We start from the raw sequence: 21,062 nt of genomic DNA, 5'->3' as shown, positions 1-21,062 counted from the left end.
GGCGCACACGACGACTGGGGCAAGACTGCAGTTACGGCTAACGTAGCTTACCAGCTCGTTCCTGGCTTCACGATCACGCCGGAAATTTCGTACACCAAGTTCGGCGGCGAATACCGTGATCTCGTAGACAACGACAGCGCTTTCGGCGGCATGGTCCGTTTCCAGCGTTCGTTCTAATCAGATCGAGCTTGAAACCAAAGGCGCCAGCGGGAAACCGCTGGCGTCTGCAATCGTAGAATCGTTGTTCACAGAGTTGTGAAACCACCCGCCTCGAAATGGGGATTTCGGCCGGTGGCGATGAGGGGAATTACCGAGAAACAGAAAGATGGGGACAAACGGGGGGCCTTAAACAAGGATCGCACCATGTCTCTGCATAAAATTAGCCTACTTATCTTGTGCTTCTTAAATTATTCCATTAGTTGTGCAGCCCGGAGAATGCCGGGGGGCGCAAAATGATAACTATTGGGGAAACCAAAGTCGGTTCTGGTGACAAATACGCGCCAATCATCGACTACAATCTGAACTACGCATCCGACAGAAGCCAAAACCATCGCCTCGTGGAGAAATTCTCCATCGCTGAGTTGACGGGAAAATATATAAACATTCTGTGGGATGACGGCTCGCACAAGTATAATGTAAGGTCGTTTCTCGGCGAGATTGACGAAATTCTGAAGGGCGAACGCTTTTCAGGTTTCGATCAGGAAATGCTTGATTCCCTTATTGGCACGCTCCGTGAGCGCGGCAACAGCAATGCAACCATCAACAGAAAGATGGCTGCGCTGAGCAAGCTGCTGCGAAAGGCGCATAAAATGGGGGATATCTATAGTCTGCCGGAGTTTGTCCGACAGAAAGAACGGGTCGGACGCATCCGTTTCCTCGAATATGAGGAAGAAAAGCGCCTGTTCGCCGCAATTAAATCGCGCTGCGAAGACAGTTTCCGTCTTGCCGTATTTCTGGTTGATTCGGGCTGCCGTCTTGGCGAAGCCATCGGTTTGACCTGGAACGATTTGCAGGACCATCGCGTCACCTTCTGGCTCACCAAATCCAACAGAAGCCGTACCGTTCCCCTCACCCGCCGTGCTGCAAAGGCAACGAAGATCGCACATGAGCGCCTCAAAGGCCCATTCTCGATGCTCAATCAGGTTCGGTTCCGCCAGATCTGGAACGAAGCCAAGATGGAAGTCGGCCTGGGCACTGACGATCAGGTCGTACCGCATATTCTGCGCCATACCTGTGCTTCGCGCCTCGTTCGCGGTGGGATCGATATCCGCCGTGTGCAGATGTGGCTCGGTCATCAGACACTGCAAATGACCATGCGATATGCGCATCTAGCTACGCATGATCTCGATTCCTGTGTGAAAGTGCTGGAGATTCACTAGGGATTTCCGGCCAACTTCCTGAACGCTGACGGAGAAAAATCGGGACACACCTGATTTCGATTACGCCAAGAGGCGCGATTCGTTGGTAAAGAAAAAGCGATCGAATTATTGCCACACCCGCGCAGTCCTTCGTAGACTTGTAATATAACGTTCTAAAGCATGCTGTTCGTCTTCTCGCGACAGCACTGGACACGGAACTTTCCGCATCGGCCTCCATTTTCATCCGCCATTGTTGTTCGGAAGCCGAAACCCACCCCCTTAATGGAGCGGTGCGAATTCCTCAGTCCTTATGACCACGCATTCTTCTGCGGTCTTTGCCTTGCGGTAAGCACCCCAAGCGCGGGTAACACACACCGCGTCGACTAAATTGGGTTCTTGATACTTTTGCCGGCCAGTGATTGAAAACACAGGCCGAAAAAGCGGCCCTTGCCTTCCTACTATGGCACCTCGAACCTTTATCGATCGCCTTCGTCAAAACGACACGACGGAACACGCCGCACAGCTGATCGCAATAAACCGCGCATCAACAGTACCCGATTGAAAATCCGGGATCGTCAGCGCTTTCTCAGCTAAATGAAAGTGATGCGTTGACCACATCACGAATGCCGCCAACCCTGATCACCTATTTTCATAACCAGCAAATGAACCGCTAAACACGCCTTTCTCACCATTCTGGTGGAACCGACGGGCAGGTCTTGCTATGCCTGATTATCGGGAGGACGAACGGCCATGCGGCAGCAGCTGCGGGCCATCTCGCCCGACCGAGCCGCCTTCATTGCCTGACGGAAAGCTGACTGGATATCGCCATGGGATCACCCCGCCTCACGCCTCTTGTGGAAAAGCTGCCTTCAACCGTGCCGTTTGTCGGCCCCGAAACGCTGGAATTGCAGCGTGGCAGACCGTTCAAGGCCCGCATTGGTGCCAATGAGAGTAGTTTCGGCCCAGCACCTTCGGTGATCGAAGCGATGCAGCGCGAAGCTGCAGAGGTCTGGAAATATGGTGACCCGGAAAATTACGAACTGCGCCATGCCATCGCCGCGCATCATGGCTTGAAAGCCGAGAATATCATGCCCGGTGCTGGCGTCGACGCCCTACTTGGTCTGGTCGTTCGCCAGTATGTTCAAGAGGGTGATAAGGTCATCAACTCACTCGGCGGCTATCCGACCTTCAATTATCACGTCGCAGGTTATGGCGGCGCGTTAGTGACGGTGCCTTATCGCAACGATAAATCGGATCTGGATGGCCTGCTCGCTGCTGCAAAGCGCGAGAATGCAGCCATCGTCTATGTGGCCAACCCGGATAACCCGATGGGGACATGGCACGAGGGCTCCGATATTCAGTCATTCATCGATGGCGTTCCGGAAACGACGATGCTCATTCTGGATGAAGCCTATTGCGAGACCGGACCAGATTCGGCCTTCCCACCTTTCGAAACAGATCGCCCAAATATTCTGCGCATGCACACCTTCTCCAAGGCTTACGGTTTGGCGGGCATTCGCTGCGGTTATGTTATCGGCAGCACTGAAGCGATCCGCTCATTCGACAAAATCCGCGACCATTTCGCCGTAAACCGTGTCGCGCAGGCGGCAGCTATCGCAGCGCTGAAAGATCAGACCTATCTCAAGGACGTTGTCGGCAAAATCCATGCCGGTCGCGACCGTATCGCTGCCATTGCCGCGGCCAATGGCTTGAGCGCCATCCCTTCGGCAACCAATTTCGTGGCTATTGACTGTGGACGCGATGCAGCCTTCGCCTCCGCCATTATGAATGGACTGATCGCGCGCGATGTTTTCGTGCGCAAGCCCGGCGCACCGGTTCTCGACCGCTGCATTCGCGTGAGCGTGGGAATCGAAGAGCAGCTGGATGTCTTCGAAGCCGCCCTGCCCGGCGCATTGGAAGATGCCCGCCAGTCCGTCAAAAGCACCGAAACCGTTTGAACAGCGAGCCATCATGTCCAGTTTATTGAATGGCAGACCCTATAACGTTCTTTTCAGCACGCTCGGTGGTCTTTGCGGCGCGCTGGCAATTGCTGCCTATGCAGGTGCTGCCCATGGCGGGGAAAACCACTTAGGCAGCATAGCGCCTTTGCTTCTGGGGCACGCGCCAGCCCTGCTCGTGCTAGCCCTATTGGCACCTGCAAGCCGCGCAGCCATGATCGGCGGCGCACTTCTGGTCGTAGGCCTTGCACTCTTCTGCGGTGATCTTTTCATGCGCGATATCACCGGCAATCGGCTGTTTCCCCTTGCCGCGCCGACAGGCGGAAGCCTGATGATTCTTGGCTGGCTCGGTGTTGCGCTGACCGGCTGGTTTTCACGACAAAAATAAAGGGCCTCACGGCCCCTTTTTCTTAAAGTGTGTCGCGTTCAGTCATATTCACGCGACACATTTTAAGCTTTTGTTTTTACGCATGTCTCCCGAAACTGGTTCCCACTTCGGGAGACTGCTTAGATCAGGAATTGCCCTTGAGGCGTGCATTGCAAAGGCTGTAATAGCCGCCGCCCTTCTGCACCCACTTCAGGCCGCCAAGTGCATTGGCATCCTTCAATGCGTGATACTGCTCAAGGCAGGTGTGCATGCGCGCCTTGCCAGCCGATTCATTCGAATATTTCGCAGAAACGGCAGTTGGGAACTTCACGCCCTTTGGAGCCGCGACGGTTGGTGCAGCAGGTTCGCTATTGCCATCCGTGCTGAGCGCAACCGGATCGGCACCAGCGCCGCATTCGGCCTTACGGAAATCGTTCCACTTCACGCCACCATCTGTGCCTGCGTCCTTGGCAGCCTGATATTTGGCGCTGCACTGCTTCATCGTCAGGCCCTTGGCGCTGTCATCAGCGGCAGGAGCTGCCGTTTTTGCAGCCTTGGCGGCTGGCGCTGCTGCGGCAGGTGCCGCCGGAGCAGCTGCGGTATCGTCGTCGCCGCACTGCGCTTTGCGGAAGTCGTTCCACTTCAGATTGCCGAGCGTTCCGGCGTCTTTGGCGGCCTGATACTTGGTGCTACATTCCTTCATCGTCAACGCGCTTGCAGGCGACGAGAAGGTAAAAGCCGCTGCACCCATAATGATGGCGGTGCCTGCCAAAGCTGTGATGGTTCGAATGGACATTGCGTCACTCCCTATCGAATACGGCCCCTTGGATCGCGAGACACCGGATTGATGCTTCCCGACCAATCTCTATTGCATATGCAGGGATTCTATATTCCTCAGCATATGCCGGAATTAAGAAGAACGCAGACCCAACCTGTTGCTCCTGTTCATTCCTTTTCCGCGCCAACATTGCTCCTGGCAAAATTGACTGTCAATCGTTTGCTTAATATTACAGGCTCTGGCAATACAAATTTTCTAACGGTCATTTTCGGCCCGTTATGGTTATCACCTTCATAGTAACGACATAGTAACGTCATCAAATTGACCCCTTTCTATTTAAGCAGAAACTGCATTAAGGACGGTGGACGATGCGACAGCGTATCATGATTATCGGTGGCGCCGGTTCAGGAAAATCAACGCTGGCGCGGGAACTGGGCCAGATGCTGGACCTGCCGGTCATCCACATCGACACCATCTACTGGCAGCCCGGCTGGGTGATGCGTTCGCTGGATGAAATCGCGCGTCTGACAAAGGAAGCGGCGGACGGTGAGGCCTGGGTCTTTGAGGGCAATCACAGCCATACCATGGCCTATCGCGCCTCGCGGGCCGACATGCTCATCTTTCTCGATATTTCAACTGCTCGTCGCCTCTGGCGGATCATCTGGCGCATCGTGAAATATCATGGCCGCACCCGACCGGATATGGGCTTAGACTGCCCGGAGCGTTTTGACTGGGATTTCATCAAATGGGTGGTCGATTATCGCAAAAATGGGCGGATTCGCGCCGTGAAATTCATGGAAGAGGCCCCAAATCACCTGATAAAGCGCCATTTACGCGAGCCCCGCGAAGTGGACGCTTTTCTCGACAGCATTCGTCGCGAAACAAAACAAAAGCAAACCGACCATAAAAAGTAGCGAGCCGATAAAGGCAGGCGTAAAATAGCAATATTGCAAATGATGCCAAGGCGCTCTGGCACTGCTATATTCCATGCGTCTCCCAAGACTTGACGCTCGTGTACGATCATCGCAACAATGACCCTATCGGCACAGCGCAATCATCTGTTAAACGAGCGCCGGACCCAATCCGGCTTTTGACTTTTGAGCCGGTTTCCCGGCTCTCGCTGCTGGAGTCCGAACGTGGCCAATATCGCAGATAGCGCCGCTCCGCTTGCCGGTGTGCCCAATACCATGAGCCACGACCGTCATCGCCTCTACGAAGACGCGATGGCCATGCTCATTGGCACGTCGTTTATCGCGCTCGGTATCAATCTTTACAGTCATGCAACTTTGATGACCGGCAGCACCGCCGGTATCGCCCTTCTCATTCAATATGCGACGGGCACAAATTTCGGCCTGCTCTATTTCCTGATCAACCTGCCGTTCTATTATTTTGCCATCCGGCGCATGGGATGGCCATTCACGATCCGCACCTTCGTTGCGGTCGGCATGTTATCCGGTTTTGCATGGCTGATACCGCAGAGCGTCGATTTCAGCACGGTCAATCCGCTGTTTGCAGCGCTGATGGGCGGCACCTTGATGGGAATGGGTGTGTTGGCACTTTTCCGCCACCGCTCCGGCGTCGGCGGCGTCAATATTCTGGCACTCTATCTCCAGGACGCTTATAAAATTCGGGCGGGCTGGTTTCAGCTCGGCCTTGATCTGGTGATCATGCTGGCATCACTGTTCTTCATCCCGTGGCAGAACATGGCGCTGTCCCTGCTGGGCGCAGTGGCGATGAACCTCATCATCGCGATCAATCACAAGCCGGGCCGCTATCTCGGCATGAGCTGATGCAAAAAAGCCGCCTTCGAAGGCGGCTTTTGTTTCCGGTCATGACTTTCGCAGTATCAGTGCGTGGTCATCCATTCGCGTGCATCGCGAAGGGCTGCGGCCAGTTCAGTCTTGCTCATTGTGGCGGCCACCTGATTGCGCATCCGGGCGGCCTTCTCGTTGCCGCGAATGGCAGCGATGTTGAGCCACTTATGGGCTGCGACCACGTCGATCTCGCAATCACGACCGATTGCAAACTTCATGCCCATTTCCAGAAGAATGCGGTCCTGCGAGGCGATCTTTTGCTGCTGCGTAAAGCTCTGAAACTGTGCCATTTTTCTTTGTCCCTGTTAAATCCCGAGAACCGTCCGGTCTTTCTTTCGTGGCGGTTGCTACCGCTTTGAAAACGCCGTCTCTGTCGTTCCGTTCATGATGTCGAGAATAGAGCTCAGGGCTGAAATGCGCGTTAAACCAGATGCTTAACGTCTGACCAACAAAATCCCAACAAGGTGTAAACTTGGGATTTTGTTAAACATCCAAGCCTCGCGGATTGCTGGGTTTTTCCAAAAATTCAATTCAAATCCGCTCGGTGCATGGAAACCGGATGATAACCATAGGACAAACGCTGTCCGTCGGATTGGTGCATCTCGACGTTTACACATGCGCAGAGAATCCCTTCACCAACGCTCCCGCGAGAGTGAAAATTCCACTTCCGCTCTTGCGAAATCTCGTTTACGTTTACGTTTGCGTAAGTCATGGCGATTGGGGGAGAACACTGTCGTCTTGCAAAACCGGCGCAATCCGAGGCTTTGCGATCAGGCAAAGGCCCCGGTTACGGCGACCACGGCAAATGAATGAAGCGGTTTGCGCCATATCCCGATGGAGCGGGACTGGCGCACATTTGGGAGGAATGAATGATCCGCACTCTGATTCTTGGAATGACACTTGCAGCCAGTTTCGCCGCGCCCGCTCTTGCGGAGGAAGGCATTGTGGGCAGTTGGAAGCGCCCGAACGGCACCATCATCAGCTATGCGTCCTGCGGCGGCAACAAATTCTGCGGCACGGTCATGACCGGCGAATACAAGGGCAAGTCTATCGGCACCATGTCCGGCACGGGTGGCAGCTATAAGGGCGAAGTCAACAAGCTCGACGAAGGCAAGACCTATACGGGCAAGGCATCGGTGAAGGGCAACACACTATCGCTGTCGGGATGCGTACTCGGCGGCCTGATCTGCAAGAGCGAAAGCCTGACGCGCCAATAATCGCGGCGGCAACAGTCACCAAACGAAAAGGGCGGCCTGAATAGCCGCCCTTTCCTTTTATTCCGCGTTTAGCGCGCTTTCTGGCCGAAGAGAATCTTCTGCGCTTCCTTGTCGTTAGCGAGATTGGATTTTTCGCGCTCTTCCTTACCGACAAGCAGACCGCGCGCGACGGCCGGACGCGCGTTCATGGTTTCATGCCAGCGCTTCACGTTCGGGAAATCATCGAGGTTCTGCTCGTAGTTCTTGAAAGCATTCACCCAGCCGATACTGGCCATATCCGCGATGGAATATTCGCCGGTGATATAATCCTTGCCTTCGAGCTGACGGTTCAGCACGCCATAAAGACGGTTGACCTCATTGGTATAGCGGTCGATGCCATACTGCACCTTTTCCGGCGCATAGAGACGGAAGTGCCCCGCCTGCCCGGACATCGGCCCCAGCCCGCCCATCTGCCACATCAGCCATTCGTCGACGGCCACGCGCTTGCGTTCGTCGGTCGAGTAAAACTTACCGAACTTACGTCCAAGATATTGGAGAATAGCGCCGGATTCGAAAACCGAGATCGGTTCGCCGCCCGGACCTTCAGGATCGATGATAGCTGGCATGCGGTTGTTTGGGGCAATCTTCAAGAAGTCCGGTTTGAACTGGTCGCCCTTGCCGATATTGACATATTTGACCTCGTAAGGAACGCCCAGTTCCTCCAGCATGATGCTGATTTTGACGCCATTCGGCGTTGGCCAATAGTACAGCTCGATGGGCTTTATCTGTTCAACCATGGGCTTTCTCCAACTCGTTCGAGTGTGTGCAGCAGATTTGTGCGGGAAGCGTCCCGCGTTCCAATGATGGGAAACATAAGACCCATTTCGACAGGCACAAGACCAATCCGGCGCATTTAACGGAACATCAATATTTTTGAACCGCACATGAACGACCGTATCAGCTGCGGTTCAGGCGCGCTCGCTAAACTGGGCAACAACAAGGACGGATTTGAACCTTTTGGGGGCTTTCATGTTGCTCAGGCGCCTGACGATCGTTTGTCTGCTCATTGCCGGATTGGCGGTTGTCGCCGGCGTCTTCGCAGACAGGAAACACGATAGCTATCGTGACCAGACGATCTTCGGCCCGCTGGCTTCCATGCAGGTCAAGACGGGGAAACAGCCATGACCAGAACCATTCGTTCCAGTGCCGCAATCGCGCTGCGCGTATTCCTATTCACAGCGATTTTCACCGGCCCGGCAGCAACCTTCGCCTATATGCAAATCGGCGAGCACACCAAGATGAGTGGCGTCGGCCTGGTGCTTTATGTCAGCCTGCAACGTACCGCATAATCTGCTTCATTTTATGGTCATGGACTCTGCTATACTAAGCCATGACACAGCGAATCGAACAATCATTTCTCAATGAAATCAAAACGCCGTCGCCGGTCGAGCCGGAGGTGTTTACCGATGCGAGCGCGGCGGTTGCCGCGCTGCAAAAGCTTTACGAGCGCAATACGGGTTTTCTGCGCAATGCTTTCGAGAAAGTGGCGCGCGGGGAAATACGTGCCCAGCGATACCGCGCCTTCTACCCCGAGATTTGCCTTTCCACGTCGAGCTTCGCGCATGTGGATTCGCGTCTGGCTTTTGGCCATGTTTCGACGCCGGGCGATTATTCCGCCACCATTACCCGTCCCGACCTGTTCGACCATTATCTGACCGAGCAAATCCGCCTGCTGATGCGCAATCACGGCGTGACGGTCACGGTGCGCGAATCGTCCACACCGATCCCGATCCATTTTGCCTTCATGGAAGGCACCTATGTGGAGGCCTCGGTCGCGAGCGCCTTCCAGCATCCGCTGCGCGATCTGTTCGACGTGCCGGATCTGGCGGCCACCGACGACAAGATCGTCAATGCAGACTTTGAACCCGCGCCGGGCGAACCGATGCCGCTTGCGCCCTTCACGGCACAGCGCATTGATTATTCGCTGCACCGGCTGGCGCACTACACGGCGACCAGCCCGGCGCATTTCCAGAACTTCGTACTCTTCACTAACTACCAGTTCTACATGGATGAGTTCTGCGCCTATGCCCGCGATTTGATGGCGCAGGGCGGCGGCGGTTACGAACAGTTCGTGGAACCGGGCAATCTCATTACCCGTGCGGGCGAAGCCGCGCCGAGCAGCGGCACCCCATTGGGACGCCTGCCGCAGATGCCAGCCTATCACCTGCAGCGCTCCGACCATTCCGGCATCACCATGGTGAATATCGGCGTTGGACCTTCCAACGCCAAGACAATCACCGACCATATTGCCGTGCTGCGTCCGCATGCATGGCTGATGCTCGGCCATTGCGCAGGCCTGCGCAACAGCCAGCAGCTTGGCGATTACGTGCTGGCCCACGCTTATATGCGTGAGGATCACGTTCTCGACGACGACCTGCCGGTCTGGGTTCCCCTGCCCGCGCTGGCGGAAATTCAGGTCGCGCTGGAAGAAGCGGTCGAAGAAATCACCGGCCTCGAAGGCTATGATCTCAAGCGCATCATGCGTACCGGCACCGTTGCCACCATCGACAATCGCAACTGGGAACTGCGCGATCAGCGCGGCCCGGTGCAGCGTCTTTCGCAGGCACGCGCCGTTGCGCTCGACATGGAATCGGCCACCATCGCCGCCAACGGCTTCCGCTTCCGCGTACCCTACGGCACCCTGCTCTGCGTTTCGGACAAGCCACTGCACGGCGAGTTGAAGCTGCCGGGCATGGCGACCGAGTTCTACAAGCGACAGGTGGCGCAGCATCTGCGCATCGGTATCCGCGCGGTGGAAAAGATCGCCGCCATGCCGGATGAAAGGCTGCATTCGCGCAAGCTTCGAAGCTTCTACGAGACGGCGTTCCAGTGAGGTTAGGGCAGTAGGGGAGTAAGGGAATAGGTGAGTAGGTCTTTGGGAATGCGGCCTCAGCACCAACATACTCCCGTACTCCCCTATTCCCTTATTCCCTTATTCCCCTACTGCCCTCCTTCCATCATCACGCCGTAATCCATCCCTAAAGGCATCTCATGTCGAAGAGCCGTGAGAATATCCCCTTCCTGTTGCTGCTTGCCGCTGTAGCGGTATCCATCCCGCTCGTGCTGGGATTTCTCGGTGCGGTCCATCCGGCGCTCGATTCGTTTTCGCATTTTCGGGCACATCTCGCGGTTCTGATGATCGTGCTGGCTCTGCCGCTGCTGTTCACCAAGATGCGGCGCGAAGGTGCGATGTTGCTGCTGTTCGCCATCATGGCGCTCAGCACCACGCTCGGCATGGCGCGTGATTTTCTCAGCGGTACGGCAGGCGCAACCTCAGCCGAAGCAACAGGGCCGCGCTATAGCCTCGTTCAGATCAATCTGCGGGAGGACAATCCGGAGCCAAAGCGCATCTTGCAAATGATCGCTCGCGAAAAGCCGGACATCATCACCTATCAGGAAGCCAGCGAGCAGTGGACGAAGTGGCTCGATATTCTCCAAGGGACTTATCCCTATCGCCTGCATTGCCGTAAGGATCCCCGAACTTGGGGCGTGGGTATACTGTCCCGCCGTCCTTTCGTTGAAGGCGCACAACCTGTTTGCATCGGTGATGGCGTGCTCGCTATCGCCCCCGTCGATCTCGGCGGCACGCATGTCAACGTAGCTTCGCTGCATTTTTCATGGCCATGGCCGCGCTGGCAGCCCTATCAGCTTGGCTTCATAGAGCCGGGCTTAAGGGAGTTGGCTGGGCCGACGATCATCGCGGGTGATCTGAATGCCGTGCCGTGGAGCAACGCCGTTCGCCGGGTCGAAGCCGCGTCGAAGACCGCACATATGACAGGCATTGGCGGAAGCTGGTTCCCGTCCTTCCTGCCGGTGTCGCTGGCGCCTTATCTCGGCCTGCCTATCGATCAGATTTTCACAAGCCCGGATATTGTTGCGCCCAGGGCTGCAGCCCGCGAAGATGCCGGGTCGGATCACCTGCCCGTTCGGCTGGACTTTTCGGTCCCAGCCCCGGTGCGCCCGGACGAAGACGAACCGGAAACGCAGTCCGTCATGCTGCAATAGAAGGAACTCCTCATGCAGATGTATCAGGTCGATGCGTTTACCGATCGCCTTTTCGGCGGAAATCCCGCTGCCGTTGTCGTCCTTGACGATTGGCTACCGGATGCACTGATGCTGGCAATTGCGCAGGAGAACAACCTCGCCGAAACCGCCTTCGTCAAGCCTCGCCCCGATGGAGCATGGGATTTGCGCTGGTTTGCCCCGGCGCATGAGGTTGATTTCTGTGGTCACGCTACCCTTGCGACAGCCCATGTCTTGTTCACCACGGCCAAGGCGGACCCCCTGCTGGTCTTCCACAGCAGAGTGGGAGAACTGCGTGTGTCGAGGGAAACGGATATTTACAGGCTAGACATTCCCCGCCTGTCGCCGGAAACCATTGACGCTTTGCCCCGCGAAATTGCCGATATCTTCGCCGAGCCGCCTGCCCACATTTTTCGGAATTTTGAAAACTTCTTTGTCGATCTCGGCAGCGCCGATGCCGTGCGGAGTTTTGTGCCGGACCTCGCCGCAATTGCCCTTCTCGGCCCGGTCGGTCTTGTTGTGACCGGGCAAGAAACGGACGATGCAAAGCCGGACTTCGTGTCCCGCTATTTTGTTCCGGGCGCAGGCATTCCAGAAGACCCGGTTACAGGGTCGATCCATGCCACGCTTGTGCCCTATTGGGCCTCACGGTTGGGACGCGACAAGCTCATGGCCTATCAGGCGTCGGCACGCGGAGGGTGGCTCGACTGCGAATTGAACGAGGATCGCGTTATTCTGCGGGGAAATGCCGTGACTTTCATGGAAGCCACGATCTTTCTGCCCGAAACGACATAGCTGTCATTCATCTGCAATAAAAAAGGCGGTCCGAGACCGCCTTTTTCGCATTACATGTTTAAATAGACCGGTCCTTCGCCGCCTTGTGGCGGCACCCAGTTGATGTTCTGGTTCGGATCCTTGATGTCGCAAGTCTTGCAGTGCACGCAGTTCTGCGCGTTGATGACGAAACGAACATCCTTGGCGCTTGGGTCCGCAGCCGAGTTGCCGTCCTTGTCCACCCATTCATAAACGCCTGCCGGGCAATAACGCGTCGATGGGCCTGCAAAAACATCGTGTTCCGACGTCGTCTGCAACTGCATATCGCGGACTTGCAGATGGATTGGTTCATTCTCGTCATGATTGGTGTTCGACAGGAACACCGACGACAGACGGTCGAAGGTTAAAACACCATCCGGCTTCGGATAGTCGATCTTCTTGTGCTTTGCCGCCGGTTCGAGCGACTGCGCGTCGTTCTTGCCATGCTTCAGCGTGCCAAAGAACGAGAAGCCGAACAGCTGGTTCGTCCACATATCGAGACCGCCGAGAGCGACGCCCACCACCGTGCCAAACTTCGACCACAGCGGCTTGACGTTGCGGACCTTTTTCAGGTCCTTGCCGATCAGGCTCGAACGCCAGCTGTTTTCGATCTCGACCGGTTCGTCATTGGCGCGACCGGCTGCAATGGCTTCCGCCAGCTTGTCGGCGGCGAGAATGCCGGACAGAACCGCATTGTGGCTGCCCTTGATGCGCGGCACGTTTACGAAACCTGCCGAGCAACCGATCAGCGCGCCGCCCGGGAAGGACAGTTTCGGCACCGACTGGAAGCCGCCTTCGGTAATCGCGCGGGCGCCATAGGACAGGCGCTTGCCGCCTTCGAAAACATCCTTGATCGCCGGATGCGTCTTGAAACGCTGGAATTCTTCAAACGGCGACAGATACGGGTTCTTGTAGTTGAGGTGCAGCACAAAGCCGACCGCAACCATATTGTCTTCGAGATGATAGAGGAACGAACCGCCGCCGGTCTTCATGTCGAGCGGCCAGCCGAACGAATGCTGCACCACACCCGGCTTATGCTTGGACGGATCGACCTGCCACAATTCCTTGAGGCCGATACCGTATTTGCCCGGCTCGCGGCCTTCATCAAGCCTGAACTTCGAGATCAGCTGCTTGGCCAGCGACCCGCGCGCGCCTTCACCAATCAGCGTATATTTGCCGAGCAGCGCCATGCCGCGCGTATAGTTCGGCCCATGCGTGCCGTCGCGCTCGACGCCCATGTCGCCAGTGGCGACACCGATGACCGCGCCTTCGTCATTGTAAAGCACTTCGGTTGCGGCAAAGCCCGGATAGATTTCGACGCCAAGTTCTTCCGCCTTCGTACCGAGCCAGCGGCAGACATTGCCGAGCGACACGATGTAATTGCCGTGATTGTTCATCAATGGCGGCATGGCGAAATTCGGCAAACGCACCGAACCGGCAGGGCCGAGCAGCAGGAAATGATCGTCCGTCACCGGCGTCTTGAAAGGGTGCCCCTCGTCGTCCCGCCAGTCCGGCAGCAACTGGTCGATGCCCACCGGATCGACAACCGCGCCAGACAGGATATGCGCACCGACTTCCCCGCCCTTTTCAAGGACCACGACAGAAAGCTCTGGATTGACCTGCTTCAGACGGATGGCCGCCGCAAGGCCCGCAGGACCCGCGCCGACGATCACAACGTCAAATTCCATGCTCTCGCGTTCGGGAAGCTCCTGGTTCGCATGTTCTGGGGCTTCGGACATTCATCCCTCCGTTCGGTATGCCATCATCGTCTCATTACGACAGCGAGATGATGCATCCAATTGTTTTTACGCATAATCCCCTTGCGAATACCCATCAACCAGCGCATTGGCCAGTAATGATTGGCATCCGATTGGATTTACCTGTTCCCGTCATTCGCCTTAACCTCTTACAGAGTTAGTCCCTGTCGCAAATGCGTCCAATTGTCCAAAATCAGCGTCTGACTGCGTTTAATCATATTTACTTTAACGTAAACGTCAATTTCGATTGTTTAAAATCAGAGCGCCGGATTTTTTGTCGCGACCGGGCTGGTTTTCACCTCTCCGGCAAGCTTCCGGTGGTTAGCACTACAGTTGCAAATTCGTCAGGCCGTGGCGAAACGAGTGATTTTCGAGCACCGGAGCGGAGCGTACTATTGGGTACGTGAGCACCGGAGCACAGGAAATTGCTCGTTGCAGACCGGCATCACGAAGAATGCAACTGTAGTGTTAGTCGGCGGTTTGATGGCGAAAAGCGCGGCGCGCTCTTGCATTCGCGGTCAAAATTCGCCACCTCATCTATTGAGGTACAAAATGACTGATGGCCGCGAGATACTGGATATGGAAGGCTTGCTCCGCTTCTATGCGGAAGCGGGCGTTGACATGCCGCTCTCGGAAACGCCGATTGACCGCTTTGCCGAACCGCAGCGTGCGCCTGCCGCGCCACGACCGGACATGCAGGCCACAGAGCGCCCTCGCCCGCCACAGCAGCAGCCCAACCAGCAAAGCCGTTCGCAAAACTGGCAGCAACCCTCGGCCGCCGCAACGCCTTCGCCGGAAAGCAGGCCTGTTCAGGCCGCAGCCGACGTGCCCGATACGGCCCAGATCGCTCTGGCCCGGGAGGCCGCGGCACAAGCCGCGACATTGGACGAACTGCGCGAGAAGCTTGCGGCCTTTGACGGCTGCAATTTGAAATTCACCGCGAAGAACCTTTGCTTTGCCGATGGCGATCCTTCCTCCGACATCATGTTCATCGGCGAAGCGCCGGGACGGGATGAGGATATGGAAGGGCTGCCTTTCGTCGGCAAATCGGGCCAGCTTCTCAACCGGATGATCGAATCCATCGGTCTGAAGCGCGAGAGCGTTTATATCGCCAATACGATCCCCTGGCGCCCGCCGGGCAATCGCACGCCGACGCCGCTGGAAACCGAGCTTTGCCGCCCGTTCATCGAACGGCAGATCGAGCTTGCCGCGCCGAAAATACTGGTCGCACTCGGCGGTCCGGCTGGCAAGGCGCTGACCGGAGCAACCGAAGGCATATTGCGGCTTCGCGGCAACTGGAAAATCCACCGCACGCCATCCGGCATGGAAATTCCTGTGCTGCCGACATTGCACCCGGCCTATCTTCTGCGCACACCGGCACAGAAGCGTTTTGCCTGGCGTGATTTTCTGTCCGTGAAGTTGAAACTAGACGAATTACGCAATTGATATTTCGGCCTTTCGGTGTCATCGCCTCTCGCACGAGAGCAATGCTTGTCACCACCATGCCGCAAACTTGTTCTATTTCGCCGCTTGCCAAAGCGCCTGACGGCGACAAGTAGTTTTAAAATCCAGACTCTTCGTTTCGGAGTATTTCATGGCTGGCCAGCTCCTGCCCATCGCCGCCCTGCTTGCAAGCACGTTCCTGATGCTGCTTGCCGGTGGCCTCGCGGGTATTCTTCTGCCGCTACGCGGCGGAATGGAAGGCTGGTCCACAACCACCATTGGCTGGATGGGAACAAGCTATTCGCTGGCCTTCACCATCGGCTGCATCGTCGTGCCGCATCTGGTGCGCCGCGTCGGCCATGTGCGCGTGTTTTCCGCTTTGTTGACCTTGCTGTCGATGGCGCTGTTGTTTCATGCGCTTGTGGTCAGCCCGGCGGCCTGGATGATCTTTCGTGGTGTCGCGGGCTTCTCGCTCGCAGGCAGCTACATGATTATCGAAAGCTGGCTGAACGAGCGCGTGACCAATGAATCGCGCGGGCGCATTTTCTCGATCTATATGATCATCACTATGCTCGGGCTTATGTGCGGACAGTATATCCTGCCCTTCGGCGATGCGATGACGCAGACGCTGTTCATCGTCTGCGCGATCATCTATGCCAGCGCCCTGCTGCCAACGGCCTTGTCCAGTGCCCAATCGCCGAACCCGCTGACGCAAGTGTCGCTCGACATCAAGGGGCTTTACCGCCGCTCACCCGCCGCAGCCATCGGCTCGCTGATCGCCGGTATCGTCGCCGGTACGTGGAACTTTCTTGCCGCGATCTATGGCGAGATGAACGGTCTTTCGACCTTCGGCATTGCGACCATGCTGGCCTCCGCAATGATCGGCGGTGCCATTTTCCAATATCCGCTCGGTCGCGCTTCTGACTTCGTGGACCGGCGCTATGTCATGGTTCTGGCCGGGCTTATCGGCTTCGCATTGTCGCTGGTCATGGTGCTGTTCCACCCGACCGCGCCTTATGCAATCTATGCGATGATGTTCCTGTTCGGCTCGGTGATCTATCCGATCTACAGCCTTAATGTCGCGCACGCGAATGACTATGCCGACGCCAGCGAATTCGTCAAAATCTCCGGTGGACTGCTGATCATCTATGGTGTGGGCAGTGTGATCGGACCCGCACTTTCCGGCCCGCTGATGGATGCCATCGGCCCTTCCGGCTTCTTCGTAACCATGGCCATCGCCTTTGGCGTTTATGGCCTGCACGCCTTCTGGCGCATTCGCAGGCTTCAGCGCCCCGCGATCAGCGAGCAGAAAACCGAATACAAGTTCCACACACCGGACGGCCAGTCCACGCCGGAAACCATGCAGCTCGACCCGCGTTCCGAAGGGCCACAGGAAACGACGAACTGATCTTTACTGGCCTTGCGGCGCGTTGACCTTATGCGGTTCGAGCGCGAGCTTGTGTTCGCGATAGATGATGAACCCGCCCGCTGCCATCACAATGACGCTGCCGACCAGCATTTCCATGGTCGGCACATCACCGAAGAGCAGGAAGCCGATCAACAGGCCAAGCAGCATCGACGTATATTCAAAGGGCGCGATGGTAGACATCGGCGCATGACGGTAGCATTCGGTGAGCAAAATCTGCGCGATACCGCCCGCAAATCCCGCACCGACAAGCAGCGCCAGCTGTGTCCAGCTCGGCACGACCCAGCCGAAGGGCAGGCTGGCCAGCGCAATGACGCTTGCCGATAGCGAAAAATAGATCACGATTGTTGCCGTGCGTTCTGTCTGCACCAGACGCCGCACCAGCAGCATGGCGATGGCGGAGGTGAAAGCTGCGCCCAATGCGGATAGCGCTCCAATCGCCTCGTCCTGCCCGACATTGCCTTGCGAAAACAGCGTCATTCGCGGCCAGATAATCACCAGCACGCCGAACAGGCCAACCAGAACCGCGCTCCAGCGATAGAACCGCACGACTTCATGCAGGATGACCGCGCCGAGAATCACCGTGATCAGCGGCGAGGCATAATTGATGGCGATTGCTTCGGGCAGCGGTAGTTTCATCAGCGCAAAGAAACTCATCGTCATGGAACAGACGCCGACCAGCCCACGCCAGAAATGACTGAAACCGTGCTGCGTCCGAAACGCGCCGGAAAGCTGCCCCCGCCATTGCAGATAGAGCAGAACGGCAATCACCGCAAAAAAGGATCGGAAGAAAATCAGCTGCCCAAGCGGCACGCCGTCAGCGGCCTTGAGCATGGTGGACATGCCGACGAAAACGGCAACGGAAGCAATCTTGAGGCCGATGCCGAGCATCGGATTCGAGTTCAACCCTGCCGCCTCAACAGGTGCACTCGCACGAGCGTTCACGATGCAATTCCCCAAGCGTACCGCGTAAAAAGCGTGGCCTGAATATTATGACCACATTGATTTCTTAAGCTTGTTTGCAGAGAACCGCCACCCGGACTTGGCGTGATCGCGAAACTAAATTGACGCAAGCGCTTTTCTTGTCGTTTGCGCAAAAGCCGGGTACGAATCCAGCATGAGAGCGCTTCCTGTTTAGACGGAATCGTCGGAACCGCTCTATCCATTTGTGTTTACGCATTTCCGAACGCAAAACCGCTTCGCACTTTTGCTGGAAATGCTCTGAAGTCCACAGAAAGAGTTCCGCAATGCGTACAGAAACCGGCCAGACATTTCGTCTCGAAGATTACCGCCCGACGCCTTACGCGATACCGGAAACTAAACTCGACTTCACGCTGGAGCCGGAAAACACCATTGTCCGCGCCGAGTTGACCATCGAGCGCCGCCCGGGCACCGCGCCCGGCACACCGCTGGTCCTCGACGGCGACGAACTGAAGCTCGTCAGCATCGCCATCAACGGCACGCCGCTTGCTGATAACAGCTATGCCGCGACGCCAGATATCCTGACCATCAGCGATTTGCCGGAAGGCGAGCGTTTCACGCTGGAAATCGTCACCGCCGTCAACCCGTCGACCAACCGCCAGCTGTCAGGGCTTTATCGCTCCAGCAGCGTCTATTGCACGCAATGCGAAGCGGAAGGCTTTCGCCGCATCACCTATTATTATGACCGGCCCGACGTGCTTTCCGTCTATACGGTGCGCATCGAAGCCGACCGCGCAGCCGCGCCGATCCTGCTCGCCAATGGCAACCCCGTTGAAAACAGCGCGACGGCAGGCAATGCCGACCGGCACTTTGCAGTGTGGCACGATCCGCATCCGAAACCGTCCTATCTCTTCGCTCTCGTTGCCGGCTCGCTCGGCGTCGTGAAGGATCATTTCACCACCGCTTCGGGACGTCCGGTTGATCTCGCCATCTATGTCGAGCATGGCAAGGAGAAGCGCGCGCTTTACGCCATGGATGCGCTGAAGCGCTCCATGCAATGGGACGAGGAAAAGTTCGGGCGCGAATATGATCTCGATGTTTTCAACATTGTCGCCGTGTCGGATTTCAATATGGGCGCGATGGAAAACAAGGGCCTCAATGTCTTCAACGACAAATATGTGCTGGCCGACCCGGAAACCGCAACCGATGTGGATTATGCCGGTATTGAGGCCGTCATCGCGCATGAGTATTTCCACAACTGGACCGGCAATCGCATCACCTGCCGCGACTGGTTCCAGCTCTGCCTCAAGGAAGGGCTGACCGTCTATCGCGATCACGAATTCTCTGCCGACCAGCGCTCCCGCCCCGTAAAGCGCATCGCCGAGGTGAAGATCCTGAAGGCGCAGCAGTTCCCGGAAGATGGCGGCCCCCTCGCCCATCCGGTGCGCCCGCGCGAATACCGCGAGATCAATAATTTCTATACGGCGACGGTCTATGAAAAAGGCTCGGAAGTCGTGCGCATGATCCGCACGATCATCGGGCCGGACCTGTTCCGCAAGGGCATGGACCTCTATTTCGAGCGCCATGACGGCGATGCCGCCACCATCGAAGATTTCATCAAGGTTTTCGCCGACGTTTCCGGACAAGACTTTGCGCAATTCGCGCTCTGGTACGATCAGGCAGGCACCCCGCGCGTGGAAGCGGATTTCGATTATGATGCGGCGGCTGAAACCTTCACCATCCGTTTGAAACAAGCGCTGGCAGCGACACCCGGCCAGCCGGTGAAAAAGCCGATGCATATCCCAATCGCGTTCGGCCTTATTGGGCCAGACGGCAAGGATATGGAGCCCACTTCCGTGGAAGGTGGCGACGTGCATGACCATGTCATCCATCTGCACCATGCGTCTGAAACCATTGTTTTCCAAGGCATCAAGGCGCGCCCGGTTCCCTCGCTGCTGCGCGGCTTTTCCGCGCCGGTCAATCTCACTTCACCACTCTCCGAGGAAGACCTGACATTTCTGGCGCTGAACGACAGCGATCCGGTTGCGCGCTGGCAGGCCATGACCAGCATTCTCACCCGCGCCCTGCTCGACGGCGCAAAGCGCGTTCGCGGCGGTTATCAGCCGGAGCTGAATGCCAAGGTGGTTGAACTGGTCGGTCGCGTCGCGTCCGACGAAACGCTCGACCCGGCGTTCCGCGCACTCTGCCTGACGCTTCCAAGCGAAAGCGACGTGGCGCGTGAAATGGGTGACAATGTCGATCCCGACGCTATCCTTGCCAGCCGTGACCATTTGATCGCCGCGATTGCATCGGCCTATGCGACCGATTTCGCGAAACTTTACGACGGTCTCAAGCAGACCGGCGCGTTCACGCCCGATGCGGAAGCCGCAGGCAAGCGTTCCTTGCGCAATGCGCTGCTCGATTATCTGAGTCGCCATGAGCAGAACCAGCGTCGTGCCGCCCTGCAATATGCGAGAGCCGACAACATGACCGACCGCTTCGCGGCACTTACCATTCTCGTCCATCGCTTCGGCGATACGGATGAAGCACAGGAAGCCCTGTCCGGCTTTGAACAGCGTTTCGGCGGCGACGGCCTTGTCATGGACAAATGGTTCAATGTTCAGGCAACCCGACCCGGCGACCATGCGCTGAAAACGGTGCGCAAGCTTGCCGTCCATCGCCTGTTCTCGCTCGACAATCCCAATCGGGTGCGCTCGCTGATCGGCTCGTTCTCGGCGTCGAATCCGACCGGTTTCAACCGCAAGGACGGCGCGGCCTATGCGTTCTTCGCCGACACGATCCTCGCCATCGATCCCGAAAACCCGCAGCTCTCGGCGCGGCTTTTGACCTCGATGCGTTCGTGGCGGTCGCTCGAAGAAACGCGGCGCGAACACGCCCGTGCCGCTCTTGCCCGCATATCGGGTACGGCGAAGCTTTCCACCGACCTGCGCGACATCGTGGACCGCACTCTCGCCTGATTCGCTGGCGACAATCGAAACAGCATGATTCGCCCCTGCCCGCCGCCTCGTCGCGGCTGGCAGGGTGAACAGCTATGCCCGCCAGTGCTTGTCTGACAAGCTTTCGGAGCGAGCATGTTTTTCATGAGTCTTTTCATGGATTTAAGCGCGTCAGCTGACGAACTGATTCC

General features: G+C 57.0%; 20 protein-coding genes. 15 read left to right on the top strand and 5 right to left on the bottom strand.

Annotation, left to right across the window (positions count from 1 at the left end; all coding sequences use genetic code 11):
• The 4 genes from HWD97_RS17420 to HWD97_RS17405 all read left to right on the top strand — a co-directional run.
• A partial coding sequence (locus HWD97_RS17420) for a porin (protein ID WP_371835326.1) occupies positions 1-177 on the top strand: 177 nt, incomplete at its 5' end.
• 275 nt (positions 178-452) lie between these two features.
• Positions 453-1,379 carry a site-specific integrase gene (locus HWD97_RS17415; protein WP_109368632.1) on the top strand — a complete coding sequence of 309 codons (927 nt, stop codon included), beginning with the start codon at positions 453-455 and terminating at the stop codon, positions 1,377-1,379.
• 806 nt (positions 1,380-2,185) lie between these two features.
• Positions 2,186-3,316: a pyridoxal phosphate-dependent aminotransferase gene (locus HWD97_RS17410; RefSeq protein ID WP_371835322.1), complete on the top strand. Its 1,131-nt coding sequence runs from the start codon at positions 2,186-2,188 to the stop codon at positions 3,314-3,316.
• A 13-nt stretch (positions 3,317-3,329) separates the two neighbouring features.
• Positions 3,330-3,704 (top strand): DUF423 domain-containing protein, encoded by a 375-nt coding sequence (locus tag HWD97_RS17405; protein WP_109368630.1) that lies wholly within the window; start codon positions 3,330-3,332, stop codon positions 3,702-3,704.
• Between the two features lie 124 nt (positions 3,705-3,828).
• On the opposite strand, the gene HWD97_RS17400 is transcribed toward HWD97_RS17405, so the two are convergent.
• The gene (locus HWD97_RS17400; protein WP_140024856.1) at positions 3,829-4,479 is read right to left on the bottom strand and encodes an antifreeze protein; all 651 of its coding nucleotides are present in this window, start codon (positions 4,477-4,479) and stop codon (positions 3,829-3,831) included.
• A gap of 422 nt (positions 4,480-4,901) precedes the next feature.
• Between HWD97_RS17400 and HWD97_RS17395 the strand changes: the two genes are divergently transcribed.
• The gene (locus HWD97_RS17395; RefSeq protein ID WP_371835321.1) at positions 4,902-5,375 is read left to right on the top strand and encodes a DNA topology modulation protein FlaR; all 474 of its coding nucleotides are present in this window, start codon (positions 4,902-4,904) and stop codon (positions 5,373-5,375) included.
• A 222-nt stretch (positions 5,376-5,597) separates the two neighbouring features.
• Positions 5,598-6,251: a YitT family protein gene (locus tag HWD97_RS17390; protein WP_109368627.1), complete on the top strand. Its 654-nt coding sequence runs from the start codon at positions 5,598-5,600 to the stop codon at positions 6,249-6,251.
• A gap of 56 nt (positions 6,252-6,307) precedes the next feature.
• On the opposite strand, the gene HWD97_RS17385 is transcribed toward HWD97_RS17390, so the two are convergent.
• On the bottom strand, positions 6,308-6,565 hold the full coding sequence (locus HWD97_RS17385; protein WP_109368626.1) for a hypothetical protein: 258 nt from the start codon (positions 6,563-6,565) through the stop codon (positions 6,308-6,310).
• A gap of 579 nt (positions 6,566-7,144) precedes the next feature.
• On the opposite strand from HWD97_RS17385, the gene HWD97_RS17380 reads away from it, so the two are divergent.
• Complete coding sequence (locus tag HWD97_RS17380; RefSeq protein WP_109368625.1) at positions 7,145-7,492, top strand: DUF2147 domain-containing protein; 348 nt, start codon at positions 7,145-7,147, stop codon at positions 7,490-7,492.
• Between the two features lie 68 nt (positions 7,493-7,560).
• On the opposite strand, the gene HWD97_RS17375 is transcribed toward HWD97_RS17380, so the two are convergent.
• Entirely contained in the window at positions 7,561-8,268 is a 708-nt protein-coding gene (locus tag HWD97_RS17375) for a glutathione S-transferase N-terminal domain-containing protein (RefSeq protein WP_371835320.1), read from the bottom strand.
• Between the two features lie 232 nt (positions 8,269-8,500).
• Here HWD97_RS17375 and HWD97_RS17370 point away from each other — a divergent pair, with 232 nt between their 5' ends.
• From HWD97_RS17370 to HWD97_RS17350, 5 genes are all read left to right on the top strand, one after another.
• Positions 8,501-8,656, top strand: a complete 156-nt coding sequence (locus HWD97_RS17370) for a hypothetical protein (RefSeq protein WP_371835319.1) — start codon at positions 8,501-8,503, stop codon at positions 8,654-8,656.
• Positions 8,653-8,820: a hypothetical protein gene (locus HWD97_RS17365; RefSeq protein WP_171318949.1), complete on the top strand. Its 168-nt coding sequence runs from the start codon at positions 8,653-8,655 to the stop codon at positions 8,818-8,820. The genes HWD97_RS17370 and HWD97_RS17365 overlap by 4 nt, the downstream gene beginning before the upstream one ends.
• A gap of 41 nt (positions 8,821-8,861) precedes the next feature.
• On the top strand, positions 8,862-10,364 hold the full coding sequence (locus HWD97_RS17360) for an AMP nucleosidase (protein WP_109368623.1): 1,503 nt from the start codon (positions 8,862-8,864) through the stop codon (positions 10,362-10,364).
• A 158-nt stretch (positions 10,365-10,522) separates the two neighbouring features.
• Entirely contained in the window at positions 10,523-11,536 is a 1,014-nt protein-coding gene (locus HWD97_RS17355; protein ID WP_371835318.1) for an endonuclease/exonuclease/phosphatase family protein, read from the top strand.
• A 12-nt stretch (positions 11,537-11,548) separates the two neighbouring features.
• Positions 11,549-12,349, top strand: coding sequence for a PhzF family phenazine biosynthesis protein (locus HWD97_RS17350; RefSeq protein WP_371835317.1), 801 nt, complete (start codon positions 11,549-11,551; stop codon positions 12,347-12,349).
• A 50-nt stretch (positions 12,350-12,399) separates the two neighbouring features.
• Here HWD97_RS17350 and HWD97_RS17345 read toward each other — a convergent pair whose 3' ends face one another.
• Complete coding sequence (locus HWD97_RS17345; protein WP_371835316.1) at positions 12,400-14,106, bottom strand: electron transfer flavoprotein-ubiquinone oxidoreductase; 1,707 nt, start codon at positions 14,104-14,106, stop codon at positions 12,400-12,402.
• A 570-nt stretch (positions 14,107-14,676) separates the two neighbouring features.
• Here HWD97_RS17345 and HWD97_RS17340 point away from each other — a divergent pair.
• Entirely contained in the window at positions 14,677-15,570 is an 894-nt protein-coding gene (locus tag HWD97_RS17340; protein WP_109368619.1) for a uracil-DNA glycosylase family protein, read from the top strand.
• 148 nt (positions 15,571-15,718) lie between these two features.
• A complete protein-coding gene (locus tag HWD97_RS17335) occupies positions 15,719-16,975 on the top strand; it encodes an MFS transporter (RefSeq protein ID WP_109368618.1) in 1,257 nt (418 codons plus the stop codon).
• A gap of 3 nt (positions 16,976-16,978) precedes the next feature.
• Here HWD97_RS17335 and HWD97_RS17330 read toward each other — a convergent pair whose 3' ends face one another.
• Complete coding sequence (locus HWD97_RS17330) at positions 16,979-17,884, bottom strand: DMT family transporter (protein ID WP_210261577.1); 906 nt, start codon at positions 17,882-17,884, stop codon at positions 16,979-16,981.
• A 356-nt stretch (positions 17,885-18,240) separates the two neighbouring features.
• Here HWD97_RS17330 and pepN point away from each other — a divergent pair, with 356 nt between their 5' ends.
• Positions 18,241-20,892 (top strand): aminopeptidase N, encoded by a 2,652-nt coding sequence (gene pepN, locus HWD97_RS17325; protein WP_371835315.1) that lies wholly within the window; start codon positions 18,241-18,243, stop codon positions 20,890-20,892.
• The last annotated feature ends 170 nt before the right edge of the window (positions 20,893-21,062 follow it).

Origin of the sequence: Ochrobactrum sp. C6C9 (genome assembly GCF_022627935.1) — a bacterium.
In the GTDB taxonomy this organism is placed as follows: domain Bacteria; phylum Pseudomonadota; class Alphaproteobacteria; order Rhizobiales; family Rhizobiaceae; genus Brucella; species Brucella teleogrylli.
Note: the sequence above shows the minus strand (reverse complement) of the source record. Positions and strands in the feature narration are given on the sequence as shown.

Coding starts and splice junctions, on each gene's coding strand:
- HWD97_RS17415 (WP_109368632.1), top strand. CDS start 453: ATGATAACTATTGGGGAAACCAAAGTCGGTTCTGGTGACAAATACGCG.
- HWD97_RS17410 (WP_371835322.1), top strand. CDS start 2,186: ATGGGATCACCCCGCCTCACGCCTCTTGTGGAAAAGCTGCCTTCAACC.
- HWD97_RS17405 (WP_109368630.1), top strand. CDS start 3,330: ATGTCCAGTTTATTGAATGGCAGACCCTATAACGTTCTTTTCAGCACG.
- HWD97_RS17400 (WP_140024856.1), bottom strand. CDS start 4,479: ATGTCCATTCGAACCATCACAGCTTTGGCAGGCACCGCCATCATTATG.
- HWD97_RS17395 (WP_371835321.1), top strand. CDS start 4,902: ATGCTGGACCTGCCGGTCATCCACATCGACACCATCTACTGGCAGCCC.
- HWD97_RS17385 (WP_109368626.1), bottom strand. CDS start 6,565: ATGGCACAGTTTCAGAGCTTTACGCAGCAGCAAAAGATCGCCTCGCAG.
- HWD97_RS17380 (WP_109368625.1), top strand. CDS start 7,145: ATGATCCGCACTCTGATTCTTGGAATGACACTTGCAGCCAGTTTCGCC.
- HWD97_RS17375 (WP_371835320.1), bottom strand. CDS start 8,268: ATGGTTGAACAGATAAAGCCCATCGAGCTGTACTATTGGCCAACGCCG.
- HWD97_RS17370 (WP_371835319.1), top strand. CDS start 8,501: ATGTTGCTCAGGCGCCTGACGATCGTTTGTCTGCTCATTGCCGGATTG.
- HWD97_RS17365 (WP_171318949.1), top strand. CDS start 8,653: ATGACCAGAACCATTCGTTCCAGTGCCGCAATCGCGCTGCGCGTATTC.
- HWD97_RS17360 (WP_109368623.1), top strand. CDS start 8,862: ATGACACAGCGAATCGAACAATCATTTCTCAATGAAATCAAAACGCCG.
- HWD97_RS17355 (WP_371835318.1), top strand. CDS start 10,523: ATGTCGAAGAGCCGTGAGAATATCCCCTTCCTGTTGCTGCTTGCCGCT.
- HWD97_RS17350 (WP_371835317.1), top strand. CDS start 11,549: ATGCAGATGTATCAGGTCGATGCGTTTACCGATCGCCTTTTCGGCGGA.
- HWD97_RS17345 (WP_371835316.1), bottom strand. CDS start 14,106: ATGTCCGAAGCCCCAGAACATGCGAACCAGGAGCTTCCCGAACGCGAG.
- HWD97_RS17340 (WP_109368619.1), top strand. CDS start 14,677: ATGACTGATGGCCGCGAGATACTGGATATGGAAGGCTTGCTCCGCTTC.
- HWD97_RS17335 (WP_109368618.1), top strand. CDS start 15,719: ATGGCTGGCCAGCTCCTGCCCATCGCCGCCCTGCTTGCAAGCACGTTC.
- HWD97_RS17330 (WP_210261577.1), bottom strand. CDS start 17,884: ATGCTCGGCATCGGCCTCAAGATTGCTTCCGTTGCCGTTTTCGTCGGC.
- pepN (WP_371835315.1), top strand. CDS start 18,241: ATGCGTACAGAAACCGGCCAGACATTTCGTCTCGAAGATTACCGCCCG.